This is a genomic window from Kitasatospora sp. NPDC088160 (genome assembly GCF_044741445.1).
GTDB lineage: Bacteria > Actinomycetota > Actinomycetes > Streptomycetales > Streptomycetaceae > Kitasatospora.
The window spans coordinates 472,991-493,189 of sequence record NZ_JBIUSS010000003.1; the positions used below are offsets into that span (position 1 = coordinate 472,991).

Annotated in this window: 1 protein-coding gene; it reads right to left on the minus strand. The window is 77.1% G+C overall.

Annotated elements, in window-relative coordinates; genetic code table 11:
• Positions 1-55 precede the first annotated feature (55 nt).
• The gene (locus ACIOGZ_RS06810) at positions 56-20,197 is read right to left on the minus strand and encodes a non-ribosomal peptide synthase/polyketide synthase (protein WP_400985113.1); all 20,142 of its coding nucleotides are present in this window, start codon (positions 20,195-20,197) and stop codon (positions 56-58) included.
• Between the last annotated feature and the right edge of the window lie 2 nt (positions 20,198-20,199).

Below are 20,199 nucleotides of genomic sequence, written 5' to 3' on the forward strand. Positions count from 1 at the left end.
GTGGTCTGACAGCAGGGGGTTCAGCGGCGGGTGGTCGTCGGTGGGTGGGCGGCCGTCACCGTCCTCCCCGGGCGTGCCGGGCGATGTGCCGCAGCGCCACGGCGAACTCCTCGGCCGCCCGGCGCACGGTCGCCGTGTCGTGGAGGGCGGGGCGGTGGTGCCAGGTGAAGGCGAGGCGCCCGTGCTGCGCCGCGCCCACCACCTCCACCGGATGCGAGCCGCCGTCGCGGGGGTCGTGGTCCTGCCCGAAGGAGCCGTGCTCGGCGCGGACCAGGCCGTCGCCGGCGGTCTCGGGCCGCGCGTCCCACTGGCCGAGGTAGTTGAAGACCACCTGGCCGTGCGCGCCGGCGGCGAGGCGCTCGCGGACCTCGGGCGGGCCGAAGGTGCGCAGGGCGCCGAAGCCCAGCCCGTTGCCCGGCACGGCGCGCAGCTGGCGGCGGACCGACTTCACCAGGGCGCGCCAGTCGCGGTCCGGGCCGAGGTCATCGGGGTCGGGGACGTGGAAGGTGACCGGGTGCATGGTGGTGAACCAGCCGACCGTGCGGGACAGGTCCACGCCCTCCACGACGTCCTCCCGGCCGTGCCCCTCCAGGTCCAGCCGGATCCGCTCGTGGCCGGTCCAGCGGGCCAGTGCCAGGGCCAGGGCGGTCAGCAGCACGTCGTTGACGCGGGTGCGGTAGGCCGCCGGGGCCGCGCGCAGCAGTGCCTCGGTGTCCTCCTCGTCCAGTTCGACGGTGACCGTCGCGGTCTCGGCGGCACCGGGTTCGACGGTCCCGGGCTCGGCCGCACCGGGGTCAGCGGCACCCGGGTCAGCGGCACCGGGGTCAGCGGGACCGGGCACGGCGGGTCGGCCGGGCAGGGCCTCGGCGGCGCTCACCGCCTCGTCCCAGTAGGGCAGTTCGTGGTCCAGGCCGCCGTCGGCGACATGGGCCGCGAGCCGGAGCGCCCAGTCCCGGTAGGAGGTGCCGCGCTCCCCCAGCGTGATCGCCGTGCCCAGGGCGGCCTGCCGGTAGGCGCTCTCCAGGTCGTCGCGCAGCAGGCGCCAGGAGACGGCGTCGACGACCAGGTGGTGGGCGACCAGCAGCAGGAGCGCCGGGCGGTCCGGGGCGCCGGTGAACAGGGCCGCCCGCAGCAGCGGGCCCCGGGCCAGGTCGAAGCCGGCGTGCAGTTCGTCGGCCGCCTTGGCCATGGCCGCGTCGGCGACCTCGGCGCTCTGCCCGGTCAGGTCGTACCGGACGAGGACGTCCTCGGCGGGGGCCGGCGGCGGGTTGAACTGGTGCCAGCCCGTCTCGTCGTGGGTGAAACGCAGCCGCAGGGCGTCGTGGTGTTCGAGCAGGGCGTCCAGCGCGGACCGCAGTGCCCGCGGGTCGGGGTCGGCGCCGAGTTCGAGCAGGGTCGACTGATTGAAGTGGTGGTGGGCGGCGCGCGGGGTGGTCAGGAACCACTCCTGGATGGGGGTGAGCGGTACGTCCCCGGTGACCGGGCCGTCGTCCTCGCGGTCGGGTGCGGTGCGCACCACGGTGGCCAGTTCGGCCACCGTCTGGTGGGTGAAGAGCTCCCGGGTGGCGAGGTACAGGCCGTCCCGGCGCAGCCTGGACACCACCTGCATGCTGAGGATGGAGTCGCCGCCGAGCAGGAAGAAGTTGTCGTCGGCGCCGACCTCCTCGATGCCCAGGACGTCGGCCCAGATCCGGGCGATCCGGCGTTCGGTGTCGGTGCCCGGCTCCCGGCGCGGACCGGCCGCGGCCTGCGCGGGCCCGGGTTCGGGCAGGGCCCGCCGGTCGAGCTTGCCGTTCGGGGTGAGCGGCAGCCGTTCCAGCGGGACGAACACCGACGGGACGAGGTGCGGCGGCAGCAACCCGGCCAGGTGGGCGCGCAGTTCGGCGGCGGGCAGGCCCGCAGTGGCCCCATCGTCGTCGCCCTCCGGTGCGGCACCGCCCGCTCCGGCCCCGACCGCCGGGACGACGTAGGCGACCAGCCGGCCGGCCCCGGAGCCCGCACCGCTCCCGGGGGCGTCGGCGCGCACGGTGACGACGGCGTCGCGCACCAGGGGGCTGCGGCGCAGCGCGCTCTCGATCTCGCCCGGTTCGATCCGGAAGCCGCGCAGCTTGATCTGGTCGTCGACGCGGCCGGCGAAGCGCAGTTCGCCGTCGGCGTCCCGGTGGGCGAGGTCGCCGGTGCGGTACATCCGCTCGCCCGGTGCGCCGAAGGGGTCGGCGAGGAACCGCCCGGCCGTCAGTCCCGGGCGGCCGAGGTAGCCGCGGGCGAGGCCGGGGCCGGCCAGCCAGAGCTCTCCGGTCACGCCGGGCGGCACCGGCCGCAGGGCGGCGTCCAGGACGTAGCTGCGGGCGGCGCCGCCGGGGCGGCCGATCGCCGGTGCGCCGGTGCCCGGCGACAGCGGGCCGGTCCAGGTGGCGACCACGGTGGCCTCGGTGGGGCCGTAGGAGTTGATCATCCGACGGCCGGGGGCCCAGGTGTCGACCAGATCGGCCGGGCAGGCCTCCGCCCCGACGACCAGGGTGCGCAGGGCGGGCAGGGTCGCGGCCGTCGCCGGGTCCACGGTGGCCAGGGCCGCCGGGGGGATCAGGGCGTGGGTGATGCGCCGTTCGGCCAGGACCTCGGCCAGCCGCTCGCCGACGAGCGGCCCTTCCTCCCCCGTGACCAGGGTGGCCCCGCTGAGCAGGGAGACGCACAGTTCCAGGACGGAGGCGTCGAAGCTGGGCGAGGCGAACTGGAGCACCCTGGCCCCGGGGCCGGCGGCGTACTGCTCGGCGGCGGCCTCCGCGAAGGCGGCGAGTCCGGCGTGGGTCACCAGGACGCCCTTGGGCGTGCCGGTCGATCCGGAGGTGTAGATGACGTAGGCCGGGTGTCCGGGGGTGAGCGGGGTGGCGCGGTCGGCGTCGGTGGGCGCGGTGTCGCGGTCGGTGGCGCGGTCGGCGTCGGTGGGCGGGGTCCGCGGCCCGTCGGCGGACCACACCTCGGCCGGGTCGTCGAGCACCAGGTGGGCACCCGCGTCGCGCACCATGAACTCCCGCCTGGGCGCCGGGTAGTCCGGGTCCACCGGGAGGAAGGCGCCGCCGGCCTTGGCGACGGCGAGCTGGGCCACCACCGCCGCCGCCGAGCGGGGCAGGGCGAGGGCGACCAGCCGCTCCGGCCCCACGCCGCGCCGGATGAGCCGGTGGGCCAGCCGGTTGGCCACCCGCTCCACCTCGGCATAGCTCAGCTCGCGGCCGCCGTCGAGCAGCGCCACCGCGTCGGGGGTGCGGGCGGCCCGGCGCTCGAAGAGTTCGGCCAGGGTCGCCTCGGGGACGGGGCGGAAGGTGCCGCGCGCCCGGTCCAGTTCGGCGGCCAGCTGGTCGCCACCGGCGAGCGGCAGCGTGCCGATGGCGCGATCCGGGTCCTCGGCGACGGCGGTGAGCAGGGTGGCGAGCTGCCCGGCCATCCGCTCGGCCGTGGCCGGGTCGAACAGGTCGGTGTTGTAGGTGATCAGGCCGTGCAGCGCGCCGGAGTCGGCCTCCGCGAACTCCAGCGCGAGGTCGAAGGCCGCCTGCGTGGTGTCGGTCTCGACGTCGGTCACGTGCAGGCCCGGGAGGTCGAGGTCGGCGGCCGGGGTGTTCTGGAGGACGACCAGGGCCTGGAAGAGCGGGCTGCGGCTGGTGTCGCGCACCGGCTGCACCTCGTCGACCACGCGCTCGAACGGCACGTCCTGGTGGGCGAAGGCGTCCCGGACGGTCTGCCGGACCGCGCCGAGGAAGTCGCCGAAGGGCTGCGCGGGTTCCACCCGCGAGCGCAGCACCAGGGTGTTGACGAAGAAGCCGACGAGGCTCTGGGTCTCCGCCTGCTCGCGGCCTGAGGTGACGGTGCCGACGGCGATGTCCTGGTCGCCGCCGAGCCGGGCGAGGTAGGCCTGCGCGGCGGCGACCAGGGTGGTGAACAGGGTGGCGCCGCGCTCCCGGCCGACCCGGGCCAGTCGGCGGGCCGTGTCGGCGGGCAGCTCCAGGCGGGCGGTGGCCCCGTTGGTGGTGCGCACGGCGGGCCGAGGCCGGTCGGTGGGCAGGCGCAGCGTCGAGACGTCGGCCAACTGCTCCTTCCAGTAGGCGAGTTGGTCGGCCCCGGCGGCTCCGACCGTGCGCTGCCAGTGCGCGTAGTCGGCGTACTGCACCGGCAGCGGCGCCAACCGGCTCTCCCCGGAGCCGAGTTCGGCGCGGTAGAGGTGGGCCAGATCGGTGAGCAGGACGGCGGTCGACCAGCCGTCGGTGACGATGTGGTGCAGGGTCAGGGCCAGCACGTGATCGCCCTCGGCCAGCCGCACCAGGGCGGTGCGCAGCAGCGGTCCGCGGCGCAGGTCGAAGGGGCGGGCCCGCTCGGCGGCGAGCAGGCCGCGCAGGGCCTCCGCCCGCGGCTGCGCCGGCCGGCCGGACAGGTCGTGCAGCGGCAGCGGCACGTCCTGCGGCGGGTGGACGAGCTGGACGCCGTGGCCGTCGACGCTGTCGAAGGTGGTGCGCAGCGACTCGTGCCGGGCCGCGAGGGCGCGCAGTGCCGCGCCGAGGGCGTCGGTGTCCAGGACGCCGCGCAGGCGCAGCGCGAGCGCGGTGACGTACTCGGCGCCGCCGGGCGCGAACTCCTCCAGGAACCACAGGCGTTGCTGGGCGTAGGACATCGGCGCGGCGCCGTCGCGGGCGACCGGGAGGACGGGCGGGCGCCCCGGGCTTCCCGGGCTTCCCGGGCGGCCCTGCTCCTCGGTGAGCAGGCGGGCCAGGCCGGCCGGTGTGGGGTGGTCGAAGACGGCGCGGGGGGTGAGGTCGGCGCCGAAGGCCTCGGCCAGGCGGGCGACGAGCCGGATGCTGAGGATCGAGTCGCCGCCCAGCTCGAAGAAGCCGTCCTCCACGCCGGGCGGCCGGATGCCCAGGACGTCCCCGAAGACCTCGGCGGTGCGGCGTTCGGCCTCGGTGCGCGGCTCGATCCGCGCGCGGCGTCCGCTCCCGTGCTCCTCGTCCGGCGCCGGGAGGGCCGCCCGGTCGACCTTGCCGTTGCGGCTCAGCGGGAGGGCGGCGAGCGGGACGAAGGCGGCGGGGACGAGGTAGTCGGGCAGCGCGCGGGCGGCGAAGGCCCGCAGTTCCCCGGGTTCGGCGCCCGCCGGGCCGACCACGTAGGCCACCAGGCGCCGGGCGCCGGGCCGGTCCTCGCGGGTGACCACGGCGACGTCGGTGACCTGGGGGTGGCGGGCGAGTGCGGCCTCCACCTCGCCGGGTTCGACCCGGAAGCCGCGGATCTTCACCTGGTCGTCCGCGCGGCCCAGGAACTCGACGGTGCCGTCCGGGCGCCGCCTCGCCAGGTCGCCGGTGCGGTACATCCGGGCGCCGGGCGGGCCGGAGGGGTCGGCGAGGAAGCGGGCCGCGGTCTCGCCGGGCCGGCCCAGGTAGCCGCGGGCCACGCCCTCGCCGGCGACGTACAGTTCGCCCGCGCAGCCCGGCGGGACGGGCCGCAGGCGCCGGTCGAGGACGTGGACGCGGCGGTCGTCCAGGGGGTGGCCGATCGGCAGGGTGTCGGGCACCGCCGCCGCCTCCGCGACGGCGAAGGCGGTGGCGAAGGTCGTGGTCTCGGTGGGCCCGTAGCCGTCCACCACGGTCAGCCCGGGGCAGGCCGCCAGGACGCGGCGCACCGCGGCGGCGGGCACCACGTCCCCGCCGGTCCACAGCGTGCGCAGGCCCGCGAAGCAGTCCGGCGCGTCCTGGGCGAGCAGCCGGAAGAGCCCGGCGGTGAGCCACAGCGCCGTCGGCCCGTCCGGTCCGGCGAGCCGCCGCAGCAGGGCGGCGTCCACCGGCCCGTCGGGGGCGACGAGCACGCAGCCGCCGCCCAGCAGCGGCGCCCAGACCTCGAAGGTGGCGGCGTCGAAGGCGACCGGCGAGTGCAGCAGCACCCGTGCGCAGCGGCCGTCGGCGAAGCGGCTGTCGGTGGCGAGCGAGGCCACGTCGCGGTGCCGTACCGCCACCGCCTTGGGCACCCCGGTGGAGCCCGAGGTGAACATCACGTACGCCAGCCGGTCGGGGTCGGCGGGCGGCAGGGCCGCCGCCACCGGCCCGGCCGCGCCGGTGCGCGCGGCGGTGACCTGCTCGGCGGTGAGCCGCAGGGCGGCGCCGACCTGGTCGAGCAGGGCGCGGCGGCGCTCCTCGGGGGCCCGGAGGTCGACGGGCAGGTAGGCACCGCCCGCCTTGAGGACGGCCAGCTGGGCGGCGACGAGTTCGGCGGAGCGGTCCATCAGCAGCGCCACCCGGTCTTCGGGGGCCAGGCCGTCGGCCAGCAGCCGGGCCGCCAGGCGGTCGGACCAGTCGTCGAGTTGGCGGTAGGTCAGCTCGCGGTCGCCGTCGCGCACGGCGGGCGCGCCGGGGGTGCGCCGGACCTGCTCGGCGAAGACCTGGAGCGGGCTGCGCGGCGCCACCGGGCGGGCGGTTCCGTGCCAGGAGGCCAGCTGCTCCCGGTCGGCGGGGGTGAGCCGGTCCAGCTCGGCAAGGTCGCCGTCGAGGCCGTCGGCGAGGGCGGTGAGCAGCAGGACCAGGCGGTCGGCCGCGCCGTGGGCCGTCCGGTGGTCGAAGAGCGCGGGGTCGTAGGCCAGGTCGAAGCCGAGCCGCTCGGCCAGGTGGGCGCGCAGGCACCAGGGGAAGGTGGTGGCGTCGTCGGCGCGCACCTCGACCACCCGCACCCCGGTCCGGTCGGCGGCCGACTCGTCGACGGGGTAGTTCTCGAAGACCGCCATGCTGTCGAACAGCGGCTCCCCGGCGGGCAGGTCGCTCAGGGCCTGGACGCGTGGTAGTGCCAGGTGGTCGAAGCGGCGGCCGTCGCTCTGGCGTTCCTGGAGCTCCCGCAGCCAGGGCAGCACGCCGCCCGAGGGGATCGGGACCCTGGTCGGCACGGTGTTGATGAACAGGCCGATCATCGACTCGACGCCGGGCAGTTCGGCCGGGCGCCCGGACACGGTGGTGCCGAAGACCACGTCGTCGCCGCCGCTGTAGCGGGCCAGCAGCAGCGCCCAGGCGCCCTCCACCACGGTGTTGACGGTCAGACCGGCGGCCGCGGCGTTCTCGCGCAGCCGCCGGGAGAGCGTCTCGTCCAGTTCGCGGCGGGCCGCGGCGCTGGAGCGGGCGCGGTGGGCCCGCGTCGGGGGGCGGTCGTACGGCAGCGGGGTCCGGCCGGTGAACCCGGCCAGCAGGCCGCGCCAGTGGGCCTCGGCCGCCTCCTCGTCCCGCTCGTGCAGCCAGCCCAGGAAGTCCGCGAACGGCCGTCGGACCGGCCAGGGCGCCTGCGGGCCGCCGGTCAGCGCGGCGTACTCCTCGCACACCTCGGTGAGCAGTTGTCCGGTGCTCCAGCCGTCCAGGATCAGGTGGTGGGTGGACCACAGCAGCAGGACCTCGTCGCCGGGCAGCGCGGCCAGGGTCAGCCGGGTGAGCGGCGCGGTGGCGAGGTCCATCCCGGCGGCGCGCTCCTCGGCGAGCAGCCGCTCCGTCCGGTCGGCGCGCTGCCCGGGCGTCAGGTCGCGCCAGTCGAGCCGGCGGACGGGCAGTGCGGCATGCCGCGCGACCACCTGGACGGGGTGCGGCAGGCCCCGCCAGTGAACACTGGAACGCAGTGCCGGGGTGCGGTCGGCGACCTGCTGCCAGGCCTCGGCGAAGGCCCGCGGGTCGGCCACGCCGGCCAGGCGCACCGCGATCCGGTCCACGTAGGCGCCGTCGGCGTCGACGAGCCCGTGGAAGAGCATGCCGGACTGCAGCGGCGTCAGCGGGAGCACGTCGTCGGTCTCGCGCCCGTCGCCGACGAGCCGGTCCAGCCGGTCCTGGTCGAGGCCGGCGAGCGGGAAGTCCGACGGGGTGCGGCCGCCGGCGTCCGGGCGGGCGCAGTGCGCTGCCAGCTCGCGCAGCGCGGCGCCCATCTCCTCGGCGAGCCCGCGGACGGTGGCCTCGTCGTAGACGGCGGCGGGGTAGGTCCACGCCAGTTCGAGGCGGCCGTCCTGGACCGCGCCGATGATGTCCAGCAGGTAGGGGCGGGGCTCGTCGGGGTCGGTGTCGCGACCGGCCGGGGGCAGCGCGCCGCGGACCAGGCCGTCGGCGCCGCCGCGGGTGTCCCACTGGCCGTGGTAGTTGAAGCCGATCTGCGGCGCCGCCGAGCCGGTCAGCGGGCCGTCCGGCCGCAGGTGGCGCAGCGCGCCGTGGCTGAGTCCGCGCAGCGGGACGGCGCGCAGCTGCTCCTTGACCGAGCGCAGGGTGTCGTGCCATCCGGCGTCGGGGTCGACGCGCAGGGCGAGCGGGAACTCGGCGGTGAACCAGCCCACCGTCCGGGAGAGGTCCAGGTCCTCGAACAGGTCCTCGCGGCCGTGCCCCTCCACTCCGACCAGCACGGTGTCCCGGCCGCACCAACGGGCCAGGGTGCGGCCCAGGGCGCTGAGCAGGACGTCGTTGACCTGGGTGCGGTAGACCTCGGGGACGCGGCGCAGCAGCGCCTCGGTGGTCCGCTCGTCCAGCGTCACCTGGACGGTGGCGGCGGTGGCGTGGGTGTTGGAGGCGCCGGTGTCAGGGGCGGGGCGGCCGGCGGGCAGGTCGGCCGGGGCCGCGCCGGTGCGCGTCCAGTGGCCGAGGTCGCCGTCCAGGGCGCCGGCGCGGGTGTGCCGCTCCAGCCGGGTGGCCCAGCGGCCGTAGGACGTGCCGGTCGGCGGCAGGGCGACGGGGGCTCCGGCGCGGGCCGTGCGGTACGCCGCTTCGAGGTCGGCCAGCAGGATGCGCCAGGAGACGCCGTCCACGGCCAAGTGGTGCACGGTGAGGACGAGTTGGCCCGGCTGCCGGGGGCCGGGGTCGAAGAACAGGGCCCGCAGCAACCGGCCGTCGACGGGGTCGAGCGAGCGCTGGGCCTCGTCGGTGGCGCGCTGGACCTGCGCCTCCGCGTCATGGCCGGCGAGGTCCGGGTGGCTGACGTCGTGCCGGGTGAAGATGCCGTCCGCCCCCTGGGGAAGCACCTCCTGGCGCCAGCCGGCCTCGGTGCGGTGGAAGCGGGTGCGCAGGGCCGGGTGGTGCTCCACCAGGGCCAGCACCGCCCGGCGCAGGGCCGCCGGATCGGTGCCGGGGGCCAGTTCCAGGCGCTGGGTCATGGTGAAGCGCAGGGCGTCGCCGGGGCGGCGGCCGTCGAGGTACCAGTGCTGGATCGGGGTGAGCGGCGCCTCGCCGGGCTCGGCTTCGCCGCCTTCCTGGCGATTGGTCAGATCTCCTGCACACAGGGAGAGTTCGGCGATGTTCTGGTGCCGGAAGACGTCCTTGGTGGTGAGGGCGAGCCCGGCGGCGCGGGCGCGGGAGACGATCTGGATGCTGAGGATGGAGTCGCCGCCGAGCGCGAAGAAGTTGTCCCGGGTGCCGACGCGCTCCACGCCCAGCACCTCGGCCCAGATCGCGGCGAGCCGTTCCTCGGCTCCGGGCCGCGGTGCGACGTACGGGGTGGTGCGGTCGGGCTGGGCGGGCGGGGCGGGCAGCGCGCGCCGGTCGGTCTTGCCGCCGGTGGTCCGCGGTATTCGGGCCAGCGGGACGAACGCGACGGGCACCAGGTGGTCGGGCAGCGTCCGCCGCAGCCAGGTCCGCAGTTCCTCGGCGGTCGGCACGCGGCGGCCGGCGGGCACCGGGTAGCCGACGAGCACCGTACGGCCGGCGTGCTCGCGCGCGGCGACCGCGCAGTCGGCGACGTCCGGGTGGGCGAGCAGGGCGGCCTCCACCTCCCCGGGCTCGATCCGGAACCCGCGGACCTTGACCTGTTCGTCGGCCCGGCCCCGGAACTCCAGTTGCCCGTTCGCGTCCCAGCGGGCCAGGTCGCCGGTGCGGTACATCCGGGCCCCGGGCGGGCCGTAGGGGTCGGCGAGGAAGCGGGCGGCCGTCAGCCCGGGCCGGTTCAGGTAGCCGCGGGCCACCTGCTCCCCCGCCAGGTACAGCTCCCCCGGCATGCCGGGCGGCACCGGCCGCAGGGCGCCGTCGAGCAGGTAGGCGCCCAGGTTACGGCCGGGGCGGCCGATGACGGGGCGCTCGGGGTGGTCCGCGCACCGGGCGTAGGCGGCGTCGACGGTGCACTCGGTGGGCCCGTACATGTTGTAGGCGGTGACGCCGAGGTCCGCGTGCGCCGCGCACAGCTCCCGCCAGACGGCGGCGGGGACGGCCTCGCCGCCGACCAGCAGCAGGCGCGGGTGGTGCGGGCCGGGGGCGAGCAGTCCGGCGGCGGTGAGTTCGCGCAGGAAGGAGGGGGTGACGTTGACCAGGTCCAGACGGCGGTCGACGACCTGGGCGCAGAACGCCTGCGGGTCCAGCCGGACGTCCTCGTCGATCAGGTGGAGCTCCTGGCCCAGTGCGAGCAGCAGCGGGCCCTCCCAGCTGGTGTCGAAGGAGAAGGAGGCGCTGAGCGCGGCCCGCAGCCGCCCTCCGTCGGCGGTGTGCGGCGCGACCAGGCCCTCCTGGTGGTCCCGGCAGAGGTTGACCAGCTGGCGGTGTTCGACGACGACGCCCTTGGGGCGGCCGGTCGAGCCGGAGGTGTGGACGAGGTAGGCGGCGTGCTGCGGCAGCAGGGGGGCGGTCCGCTCGGCGTCGGTCAGGTCGTGGGCGGGCAGCGCGTCCCACGGCACCTCGCGCAGGGCCTGCCCGGTCAGCACCACCCGGGGCCGGGTGTCGTCGAGGAGGAGGGCGGCCCGGTCCTCGGGCAGGTCCGGGTCGACGAAGAGCAGGGCGGCGCCCGCCTTGAGCACCGCGAACAGCGCCACCAGCAGGTCCGAGGTGCGCGGCAGCCGGACCGCGACCACCTGCTCCGGGCCGGCGCCGAGGGCGGCGAGGTGGCGGGCGAGCCGGTTGGCCCGCGCGTTGAGGGCGGCGAAGTCGAGGGTGGCGTCCCGGGCGACCAGGGCGGTGGCGTCCGGGGTGCGGGCGGCCTGCGCCTCGAACAGGGCGGGGAAGGTGGTGTCCGGCGCGGGCAGCGGCGTGCCCCGCCCCTGCCGCAGCACCCGGCGCCGTTCGTCGGCCGTCATCAGCGGCAGCGCCCCGACGGCCGTCTCCGGCGCCTCGGCCACGGCCTCCAGCAGGGTGCCCAGCCAGCCGGCCAGGTGCTCGGCGGTCCGCGCGTCGAACAGCCCGGTGTTGTACTCCAGATAGCCGGTCAGGCCTCCGTCGCGCTCGACGAAGTCGAAGGAGAGGTCGAAGGTGGCGCCGTGGACGGGCGGGGTGACCGGCTCCACCGTCAGGCCCGGCAGGTTCGGCACCTCGGCGCCGAGGTTGTGCAGGGCCACCATGACCTGGAAGAGCGGCGTGCGGCTGGTGTCGCGCTCCGGCTGGAGGGCGTCCACCAGCCGCTCGAAGGGCACCTCCTGGTGGGCGAGCGCTTCCAGGACGGTGCCGTGGGCGGCGGCCAGCAGTTCGCGGAACGACAGCTCCGGCCGGACGGCGCCGCGCAGCACCAGGGTGTTGACGAACATGCCGACCACGTCGTGGAGTTCGCCCTGCTCGCGGCCCGAGGTGACGGTGCCGACCGCGATGTCCTGCTGCCCGGACCAGCGGGCGAGCAGGACCTGGCAGGCCGCCAGGAGGGTGGTGTAGAGGGTGCCGTCGACCTCCCGGCCCCGTTCGCGCAACCGCGCGGTCAGCCCGGCGGGCAGGGTGAAGGCGACCAGCGCGCCGTCCCGGGTGCGTACGGCCGGGCGCGGCCGGTCGGTGGGCAGCTCCAGCGGGGTCAGGCCGTCCAGGGCCCGGCGCCAGTGGGCGAGGTCCGCCTCGGCGAGGTCGGTGCGCGCGCGCTGCCAGGACGCGTAGTCGGTGTAGCGCACGGGCAGCGCGGGCAGCCGTGGCGGGCGCCCCTCGCGGGCCGCCGCGTACAGCTCGCCCAGGTCGCGGCCCAGGACGCCCATCGACCAGCCGTCGGTGGCGATGTGGTGCACGGCCAGCGCGAGCACGTGCTCGTCCGCGGCCGTCCGGACCAGCCGGGCCCGCAGAAGGGGCCCGGCGGCCAGGTCGAACGGGGTGCCGGCGATCCGCTCCAGCAGCGCGTCCAGGGCCGCCGGGGGCGCCCCGGCAAGGTCCTCGCACGGCAGCTCGACCGGCTGCGGCGGGCGCACCACCTGCCGGGCGCGGCCGTCCCGCTCGGCGAAGGTGGTCCGCAGCGCCTCGTGCCGGGCGACCAGGGCGTCCAGGGCGGTGCCCAGCGCGGCCGGGTCGAGCGCTCCGCGCAGGCGCAGCACGGACAGCGAGGTGTACTCGGTGCTGCCCGGCTCGAACCGGTCGAGGAACCAGAGCCGCTGCTGGGCGTACGACAGCGGCGGCTCGGCCGCCGGGTCCGCGGCCGGGATGACCAGGGCCGACGGGCCGTCCGCCGCGCCCGGCTCGCCGAGCGAGCCGAGGGCCTCGGCCAGGTCCGCCAGCACCGGGTGGCTGAACAGCAGCCGGGGCGAGAGATCCGCCGCCCCGAAGGCCGCGCGCAGCCGGGCGGTGACCCGGACGGCGAGGATGGAGTCGCCGCCCAGGGCGAAGAAGTCGTCCTCGGCGCCGATCTCCCCGGTGTCCAGGACCTCCGTCCAGGCCGCGGCGACCAGCCGCTCGGCGCGGGTGCGGGGCGCGGTGCGCTGCCGGCCGGCGGCGAAGCCCTCCGGGCCGGGCGCGGGCAGCGCGCGCCGGTCGAGCTTGCCGTTGGGGGTGAGCGGCAGGACCGCCAGGGGGACGTACGCGGCGGGCACCAGGTAGGCGGGCAGCAGCCGTTCGAGGTGGGCGCGCAGGTCGGCGGCGGCCGGGGGGTGAGCCGCGCCGGGGCCGGCGACGACGTGGGCGACCAGTCGGCGGGTGCCGGAGGCGTCCTGGTACACGCCCACGGTGGCGGCGCCCACACCCGGGTGGGTCTGGAGGGCGGCCTCGATCTCGCCGGGTTCGATCCGGTAGCCGCGGATCTTGACCTGCTGGTCGGCGCGGCCCAGGTAGCGAAGGGTGCCGTCGGCCTGTCGGCGCGCCCGGTCGCCGGTGCGGTACATCCGGGTGCCCGGGGCCCCGAACGGGTCGGCGAGGAAGCGGGTGGCGGTCAGGCCGGGCCGGTTGAGGTAGCCGCGGGCCAGCCCCTCCCCCGCCACGTACAGCTCGCCCACGGCGCCCGGGGGCACCGGGGCCAGGTCGGTGTCGAGGACGTACAGCCGCAGGTCCTGGAGGCCGGTGCCGATCGGTGCGGGGCCGCCGGCCGCCGCGGTCGTGCGGTCCAGCGGGGCCTGGGTGACGTGCACGGTCGTCTCGGTGATGCCGTACATGTTCACCAGGCGCGGCGCGTCCTGCGGGTGGCGGTCGTACCAGTCGGCGAGGCGGCCTGCGTCCAGCGCCTCGCCGCCGAAGACCACCGTGCGCAGCGCCAGCCGGCGGGAGAGCTCGGGGTGTTCGGCGTCGGCGCGGGCCAGCGGGTGGAAGGCGGACGGGGTCTGGTTGAGGACGGTGACGCCTTCGTCGGCGAGCAGCCTCAGGAAGTCCTCCGGGGAGCGGGCGGTGTCCTCGGGCACGACGACGAGCCGGCCGCCGTGCAGCAGCGGGCCCCACAGCTCCCAGACCGAGAAGTCGAAGGTGTAGGAGTGGAACAGCGTCCAGACGTCCTCGGCGCCGAAGCCGAACACGTCCTCGGTCTGCTCGAACAGCCGCACCACGTTGGCGTGCGGCACCACGACGCCCTTGGGGCGGCCGGTGGAGCCGGAGGTGAAGATGGCGTAGGCGGGGCTGTCGGGCAGCGGGCGGTGCCCGGCGGCGAGCGGGGCGGCCGGGCCCCGGGCCAGGTCGGCGCGCAGCTGCGGGTCCGCCAGGGAGAGGACGGGCACCCCGTGCTCGAAGCTCTCGGGCGGCGCGCCGGGTGCGTGGGTCACCAGGGCCACCGGGGCGGCGTCGCCCAGCAGTTGGGCGCGGCGTTCGGCCGGCAGGCCCGGGTCGAGCGGCAGGTAGGCCGCGCCCGTCTTGAGGACGGCGAGGACGGCCACGACCAGGTCGGCCGTGCGGGGCAGCGCGAGGGCCACGAACCGCTCGGGCCCGGCGCCGAGTCCGGCCAGCCGGTGGGCGAGCCGGCCGGCCCGCGCGTCCAGGGCGGCGTAGTCGAGGTGCTCGTCGCCGCAGGTGACGGCCTCGGCGTGCGGGGTGCGGGCGGCCTGCGCCTCGAAGAGGTCGACCAGGGTCCGGTCGGGGCGGCCCCGCACGGTGCCGTCCCACTCGGTCAGCAGCCGCCGCTCCTGCGCGGTCGTCCACTCCAGGGCGCGCAGCGGCCGGTCCAGTCCGGCGGCCAGTCCGGTGAGCAGCAGGCAGAGCCGCTCGGCGAGGGCGCGGACCGTCGCGGCGTCGAACAGCTCCGGGTCGTAGGCGAGGTCGAAGCCGAAGTGCCCGCCCTGGTAGGCGCGCAGGACGAGCGGGTAGTTGGTGGCGTCCCGGGAGGTGACCTCCACCAGGCGCACCCCGCTGTCGGCCGTGCGGGCGTCGTCGAAGGGGTAGTTCTCGAAGGCGACGATGCTGTCGAACAGCGTGCCGCCGGACGGCACGCCGCTGAAGGCGGTGAGTTCGGCGAGGGACACCGCGGCGTGGCGCCGGGCCTCGGCCTGGGCCTCCTGGAGGTCGCGCAGCCAGTCGGCGGCGGTGCGGTCGCCGTCGACCAGGACCCTGGTGGGCAGGGTGTTGATGAACATGCCGATCATCGACTCGACGCCGGGCAGTTCGTCGGGGCGTCCGGAGACGGTCGTCCCGAACAGCACGTCCGGCTCGCCGCTGTACCGGGAGAGCAGCAGGGCCCAGGCGCCCTGCACCACGGTGCCGAGGGTGAGCCCGGCCTGCCGGGCGGTGCGGGCCAGCCGCTCGGAGGCCTCCGGCGACAGGCCGGCGGTGTGCGCGAGCGCCGAGCGGGCCCGGTGGGCCTCGCGCCGGACGCGGTCGGCGGGCAGCGGGGTGGCGGTGGCGAAGCCGTCCAGGACGCCCCGCCAGTGCGCGCGGGCGGCCGCGGTGTCCTGCCCGGCCAGCCAGTGCACGTAGTCGGCGAAGGGCCGGCGCACCGCCGGTGTCGGCACACCCCCGGTGGTGAGGGCCGCGTACTCCTCGAACACGTCGGTGAGCACCTGGGCCAGGCTCCAGCCGTCCAGGATCAGGTGGTGGGAGGTCCACAGCAGGTGCAGGCGGGCCTCGGGCAGCCGGACCAGGGTGAGCCGGGTGAGCGGCGCCGTGGCGAGGTCCAGCCCGTGGGCGAGGTCGTCCGCGCGCAGCCGGGCCAGCCGGTCGGCGCGCTCGCCCGGGTCGACCGCCCGCAGGTCCAGGTGGGTCACCGGCAGCCGGACGCCGCGGCGCACGACCTGGAGGGGGGCGGGGACGCCCTCCCACACCACCGAGGTGCGCAGGGCGGGCGTGCGGTCGGCGACCCGCTGCCAGGCCAGGGCGAAGGCGTACGGGTCGCCCACGCCCTCCAGCAGCAGGCCGGCCTGGTCCACGTAGACGTCGTCGGGGCCGCCGACCAGGCGGTGGAAGAGCATGCCCTCCTGGAGCGGGGTGAGCGGCAGCAGGTCCTCGACGTCCCGCCCGTCGCCGGCGATCCGGTCCACCCCGGCCTGGTCCAGTCCGGCCAGCGGGTAGTCGGAGGGGGTGCGGCCGCCGGCGTCGGGGCGGGCGCAGTGCTCGACGATGCCGGTCAGCGCCGCGGCCGTGGCCTGCGCCAGCGCGCGGACGGTGGCCGCCTCGTGCGCCTGGTCGCTGTAGTGCCAGGTGAGTTCCAGTTCGCCGTCGGCGACGACCGCGGAGACATCGAGCAGGTGGTCCAGGGGTTCGTCGGGGGCGAGCTCCCGGCCCGGCGCCTGGCCGGCGGGCGCGAAGTCGCCGGTCCCGGGGGCGGTCCACTGCCCGTGGTAGGTGAAGCAGACCTGCGGCAGCGGACGGTCCCTCAGGGCGTCGGCGGCGGGCGGGCCGAGCCGGGCCAGGGCCTCGTAGCTCAGGCCCCGGCGGGGTACGGCGCGCAGCCGCTCCTTGACCTGCTTGAGGGTGGCGGCCCAGTCGGGGGCGCCGGCCGGGCCGGCCGGGGCGAGGGTGACGGGGTACCGGGTGGTGAACCAGCCGACCGTCCGGGAGAGGTCGACGCCGTCGAAGAGTTCCTCGCGGCCGTGGCCCTCCAGGGCGATGGTCACCCGTTCGGTGCCCGTCCAGTCGGCGAGGGCCCGGCCCAGCGCGCTGAGCAGCACGTCGTTGACCTGGGTCCGGTAGGCCTCGGGGACTCTGCGCAGCAGGGCCTCGGTGGTGGCGCGGTCGAGCCGGGTGCGCAGGGTGCGCACGGAGGCGGCCGTGGGCGTGCCGGGGTGGTCGACGGGCAGCGGGGCCGCCGGGGCCCTGGTCTCGGCGCTCCAGTAGGGCAGGTCGTCGTCGAGGCCTCCGGCCCGGACCCGTTCGGCGAGGTGGTGGGCCCAGTCGGTGAACGGGGTGGGCTCGGGCTCCAGGTGCGGGGCGTCCCCGGCCGCCGCCTGCCGGTAGGCCTGTTCCAGGTCGGCGAGCAGCACCCGCCAGGAGACGCCGTCGACGGCCAGGTGGTGGGCGGTCAGGACGAGTTGGGGCCGGGCGTCGCCGCGGGCCCGGAACAGGACGGCGCGCAGCAGGGTGCCGGTGGCCGGGTCCAGGGCGGCGCGGGCGGCCTCGGCGGCCTCGACCCGGGCGGCTTCAGGGCCGGGGCCGGCGCCGGGGGCGGGCGGGTCGAGTCTGGTCAGCAGCCCGGTGCCCGGGTCCGCGACCGGCTCCTGGCGCCAGGTGCCCCCGGCGCGGGTGAAGCGGGTGCGCAGCGCCGGGTGGGCCGCCAGGACCGCCCGCAGCGCCTGGTCCAGGGCCGGCTCGTCGAGGTCGCGCGGCAGGTCGAGCAGCATCGACATGGTGAAGTGGCGCAGCGGGCCGTGGGCGGCGAAGAACCACTCCTGGACGGGGGTGAGCGGGGCCGGTCCGTCCGCGCGGCGCGGCCGGGGGGCCGGGGCGGCGGCCGGGCGGGCGGCGGCGACCAGGTCGGCGACGGTCTGGTGGCGGAAGACGTCCTGGGAGCCGATCCGCAGGCCGGCGGCGCGGGCCCGGGAGACGGCCTGGATGCTCAGGATCGAGTCGCCGCCGAGCTCGAAGAAGTTGTCGGTGACGCCGACCCGCGCCACGCCCAGCACCTCGGCCCAGATCCCGGCGAGGGTCTCCTCCTCGGGGGTGCGCGGGGCCACGAACTCCCCTTCCCTTCCTTCGCCTTCGAGGTCGGGGGCGGGCAGCGCTCGGCGGTCCAGCTTCCCGCTGGTGGTGAGCGGCAGGGTGTCGAGCGCGGTGAACGAGGACGGCACCAGGTGGTCGGGCAGCACCCGCCGCAGGGCGGCGCGCAGGTCGGCGGACGGGCGGGCCGCGCCGTCGGCGAAGACCAGGTAGGCCGCCAGCCGGGTGTGGCCGCGCGCGTCGGGCACGGCGGCGACGGCGGCCGCGGCGACCTGCGGCAGGTCGAGCAGCGCCGCCTCGATCTCGCCGGGTTCGATCCGGTGGCCGCGCACCTTGACCTGGTCGTCGGCGCGTCCGAGGTACTCCAGGCTCCCGTCGGCCGTCCAGCGGGCCAGGTCGCCGGTGCGGTACATCCGGGCGCCGGGCGGCCCGTACGGGTCGGCGGTGAAGCGGGCGGCGGTCAGCCCCGGCCGGCCGGCGTAGCCGCGGGCGACCTGCTCGCCGGCGAGGTGGAGTTCGCCGCTCACCCCGGGCGGTACCGGCTGGAGCCGGTCGTCGAGGACGTAGGCGCGCAGGTTGGGCAGCGGGCGGCCCACCAGCGGCCGGTCACCGCCCGCGATGCGGCAGGCGAGCGCGTCGACCGTGCACTCGGTGGGGCCGTAGTAGTTGTAGGCGGCGACGTCCGGGTGCCCGGCGAGTTCGCGCCAGAGCCGGGGCCCGACGGCCTCACCGCCGAGCATCAGCACCCGGGGGCGGTGGCGCGGGTCGTCGAGCAGCCCGGCGGGCAGCAGCTGGCGCAGGTAGGAGGGGGTCAGGTCGAGGAAGTCGACGCGGTGGCGCACGACGTACTCGACCAGGGCGGCCGGGTCCATCCGGGTCGTCTCGTCGACCAGGTGCAGCGGGTGGCCGTCGGCCATCAGCAGCACGCCCTCCAGGGAGGTGTCGAAGGAGAACGAGGCGGTCAGCGCCACGCGCAGCGGCCCGCCGCCCGCGTCGGCGACGAAGCCCGCCCGGTGGGCGGCGAGCAGGTTCACCACCGCGCGGTGCGGGACGGCGACGCCCTTGGGGCGGCCGGTGGAGCCGGAGGTGTAGAGCACGTACGCGGTGTTGGAGGGGTGCAGCGGGGCGGTCCGGTCGGCGTCACCGGGGTCGGTGTCCGGGCCGGTGTCGGGCAGCGCCCGGAGCGCCTGTTCGTCCAGGACCAGGGCGGGGCGGGCGTCGTCGAGCAGGTAGCGCAGGCGCTCGGCCGGCAGGGCCGGGTCCAGGGGCAGGTAGCCGGCGCCGGCCTTCCAGACGGCGAGGATCGCCACGATCATGTCGGCGGTGCGCGGCAGCCGCAGCGCGACCAGCCGTTCGGGGCCGGCGCCGCGGGCGATGAGCTGGTGGGCGAGCCGGTTGGCGCGGGTGTCGAGCGTCGCGTAGTCGAGCCGCTCGGCTCCGGCGACCAGGGCCGGGGCGTGCGGGGTCAGGGCGGCCCTGCGCCGGAACAGCTCGGGGTAGCTGGTGTCCTCGACGGGCAGCGCGGTGGCGTTCCAGTCCCGGGTGACCTGCCGGGTCTCCCGGGGCGAGAGCAGCGGCAGGGTGCCGAGCGGGCGGTCGGGCTCGGCGGCGGCGCCGTCCAGCAGCAGCAGGAGCTGGTCGGCCATCCGGCGTGCGGTGGGCGCGTCGAAGAGGTCGGCGCGGTACTCCAGCAGGCCGGTGAGCGCCTCGCCGTCCGGGACGAACTCGACGCTGAGGTCGAAGGTGGCGGCCTGCCGGGGCACGGCGACCGGGGTGAGCGCCGACCCCAGCGGGGTGGTGGCCTCGGGCGGCGCGGGGTGCAGCAGGACCAGCACGTCGAACAGCGGGTTGCGGCCCGCCTGGCGGGGTGCGCCGACCGCCTCGACGAGCCGTTCGAAGGGCGTGTCGCCGTGCGCGAGCGCGTCGTTGCCGGTCTCGGTGGCGGCCGCGAGCAGGTCGCGGAAGGATCCGGCGGGCTCCACCCGGGTGCGCAGGACGACGGTGTTGACGAAGCAGCCGACGGCCCGTTCCAGCTCGGTGCGGGAGCGCCCGGGCGTCAGGGAGCCGACGGTGACGTCCTGCTGGCCGGACCAGCGGGCCAGCAGCGCCTGGGTGGCGGCGACCAGGGCGGTGTGCAGGGTGCCGTGCCGTTCGGCCGCGAGCTCGCGCAGCCGGGCGGTGAGCGGCGCGGGGACGGTGAAGGCGTGGACGGCGCCGGGGCCGGCCTCCTCGCCGCGCCGCGGGTGGTCCAGCGGCAGTTCCGGCGGCACCGCACCGGCCAGTTTCGCCTTCCAGTGGGCCAGTTGGCCCTCCAGCCGGGCGCCGGAGAGCTGTTCGCGCTGCCACACCGCGAAGTCCGGGTACTGGACCGCCACCGGGGGAAGGTCCGGGGCGGCGCCGCGGGCCAGGGCCTCGTAGCCGGTGCACAGTTCGTCCAGGACGACGCCCATCGACCAGCCGTCGGTGACGATGTGGTGCGCCGTCAGTTGCAGGACGTGCGAGCGGTCCGACTCGCGCACCAGCAGGGCGCGCAGCAGCGGCCCCTGCCGGAGGTCGAAGGGGCGGGAGTACTCCTGGAGCAGGATCGCGTCGAGGGTCTCCCCGTCGGCCGGCTCCCGGACGGGCAGCGGCACCGGCCCGGCCGGCCGCACGGTCTGCACCGGGCGGCCGTCGGCCTCGTCGAAGGTGGTCCGCAGCCCCTCGTGGCGGGCCACGACGGCGGCCAGCGCCCCGGCGAGCGCCGCGCGGTCCAGCGGGCCGGTGAACCGTACGGCGACCGCGCTGTTGTAGCGGGGGTCGCCGGGGCGCAGCCGGTCCAGGAACCACAGGCGCTGCTGGACGAAGGAGGGCGGCAGCGGTCGGCTGCGGTCGGCTTGCGGGATGGACCGGTCGGCGGCGGCCCGGGCGCCGCCGGAGCGCCCGGCCAGCCGCAGGCGCAGCGCTTCGCGCAGGTCGGCGGGCAGGGCCTCGGCGCGGTCTCGCTTCGAAGGCGTCATGG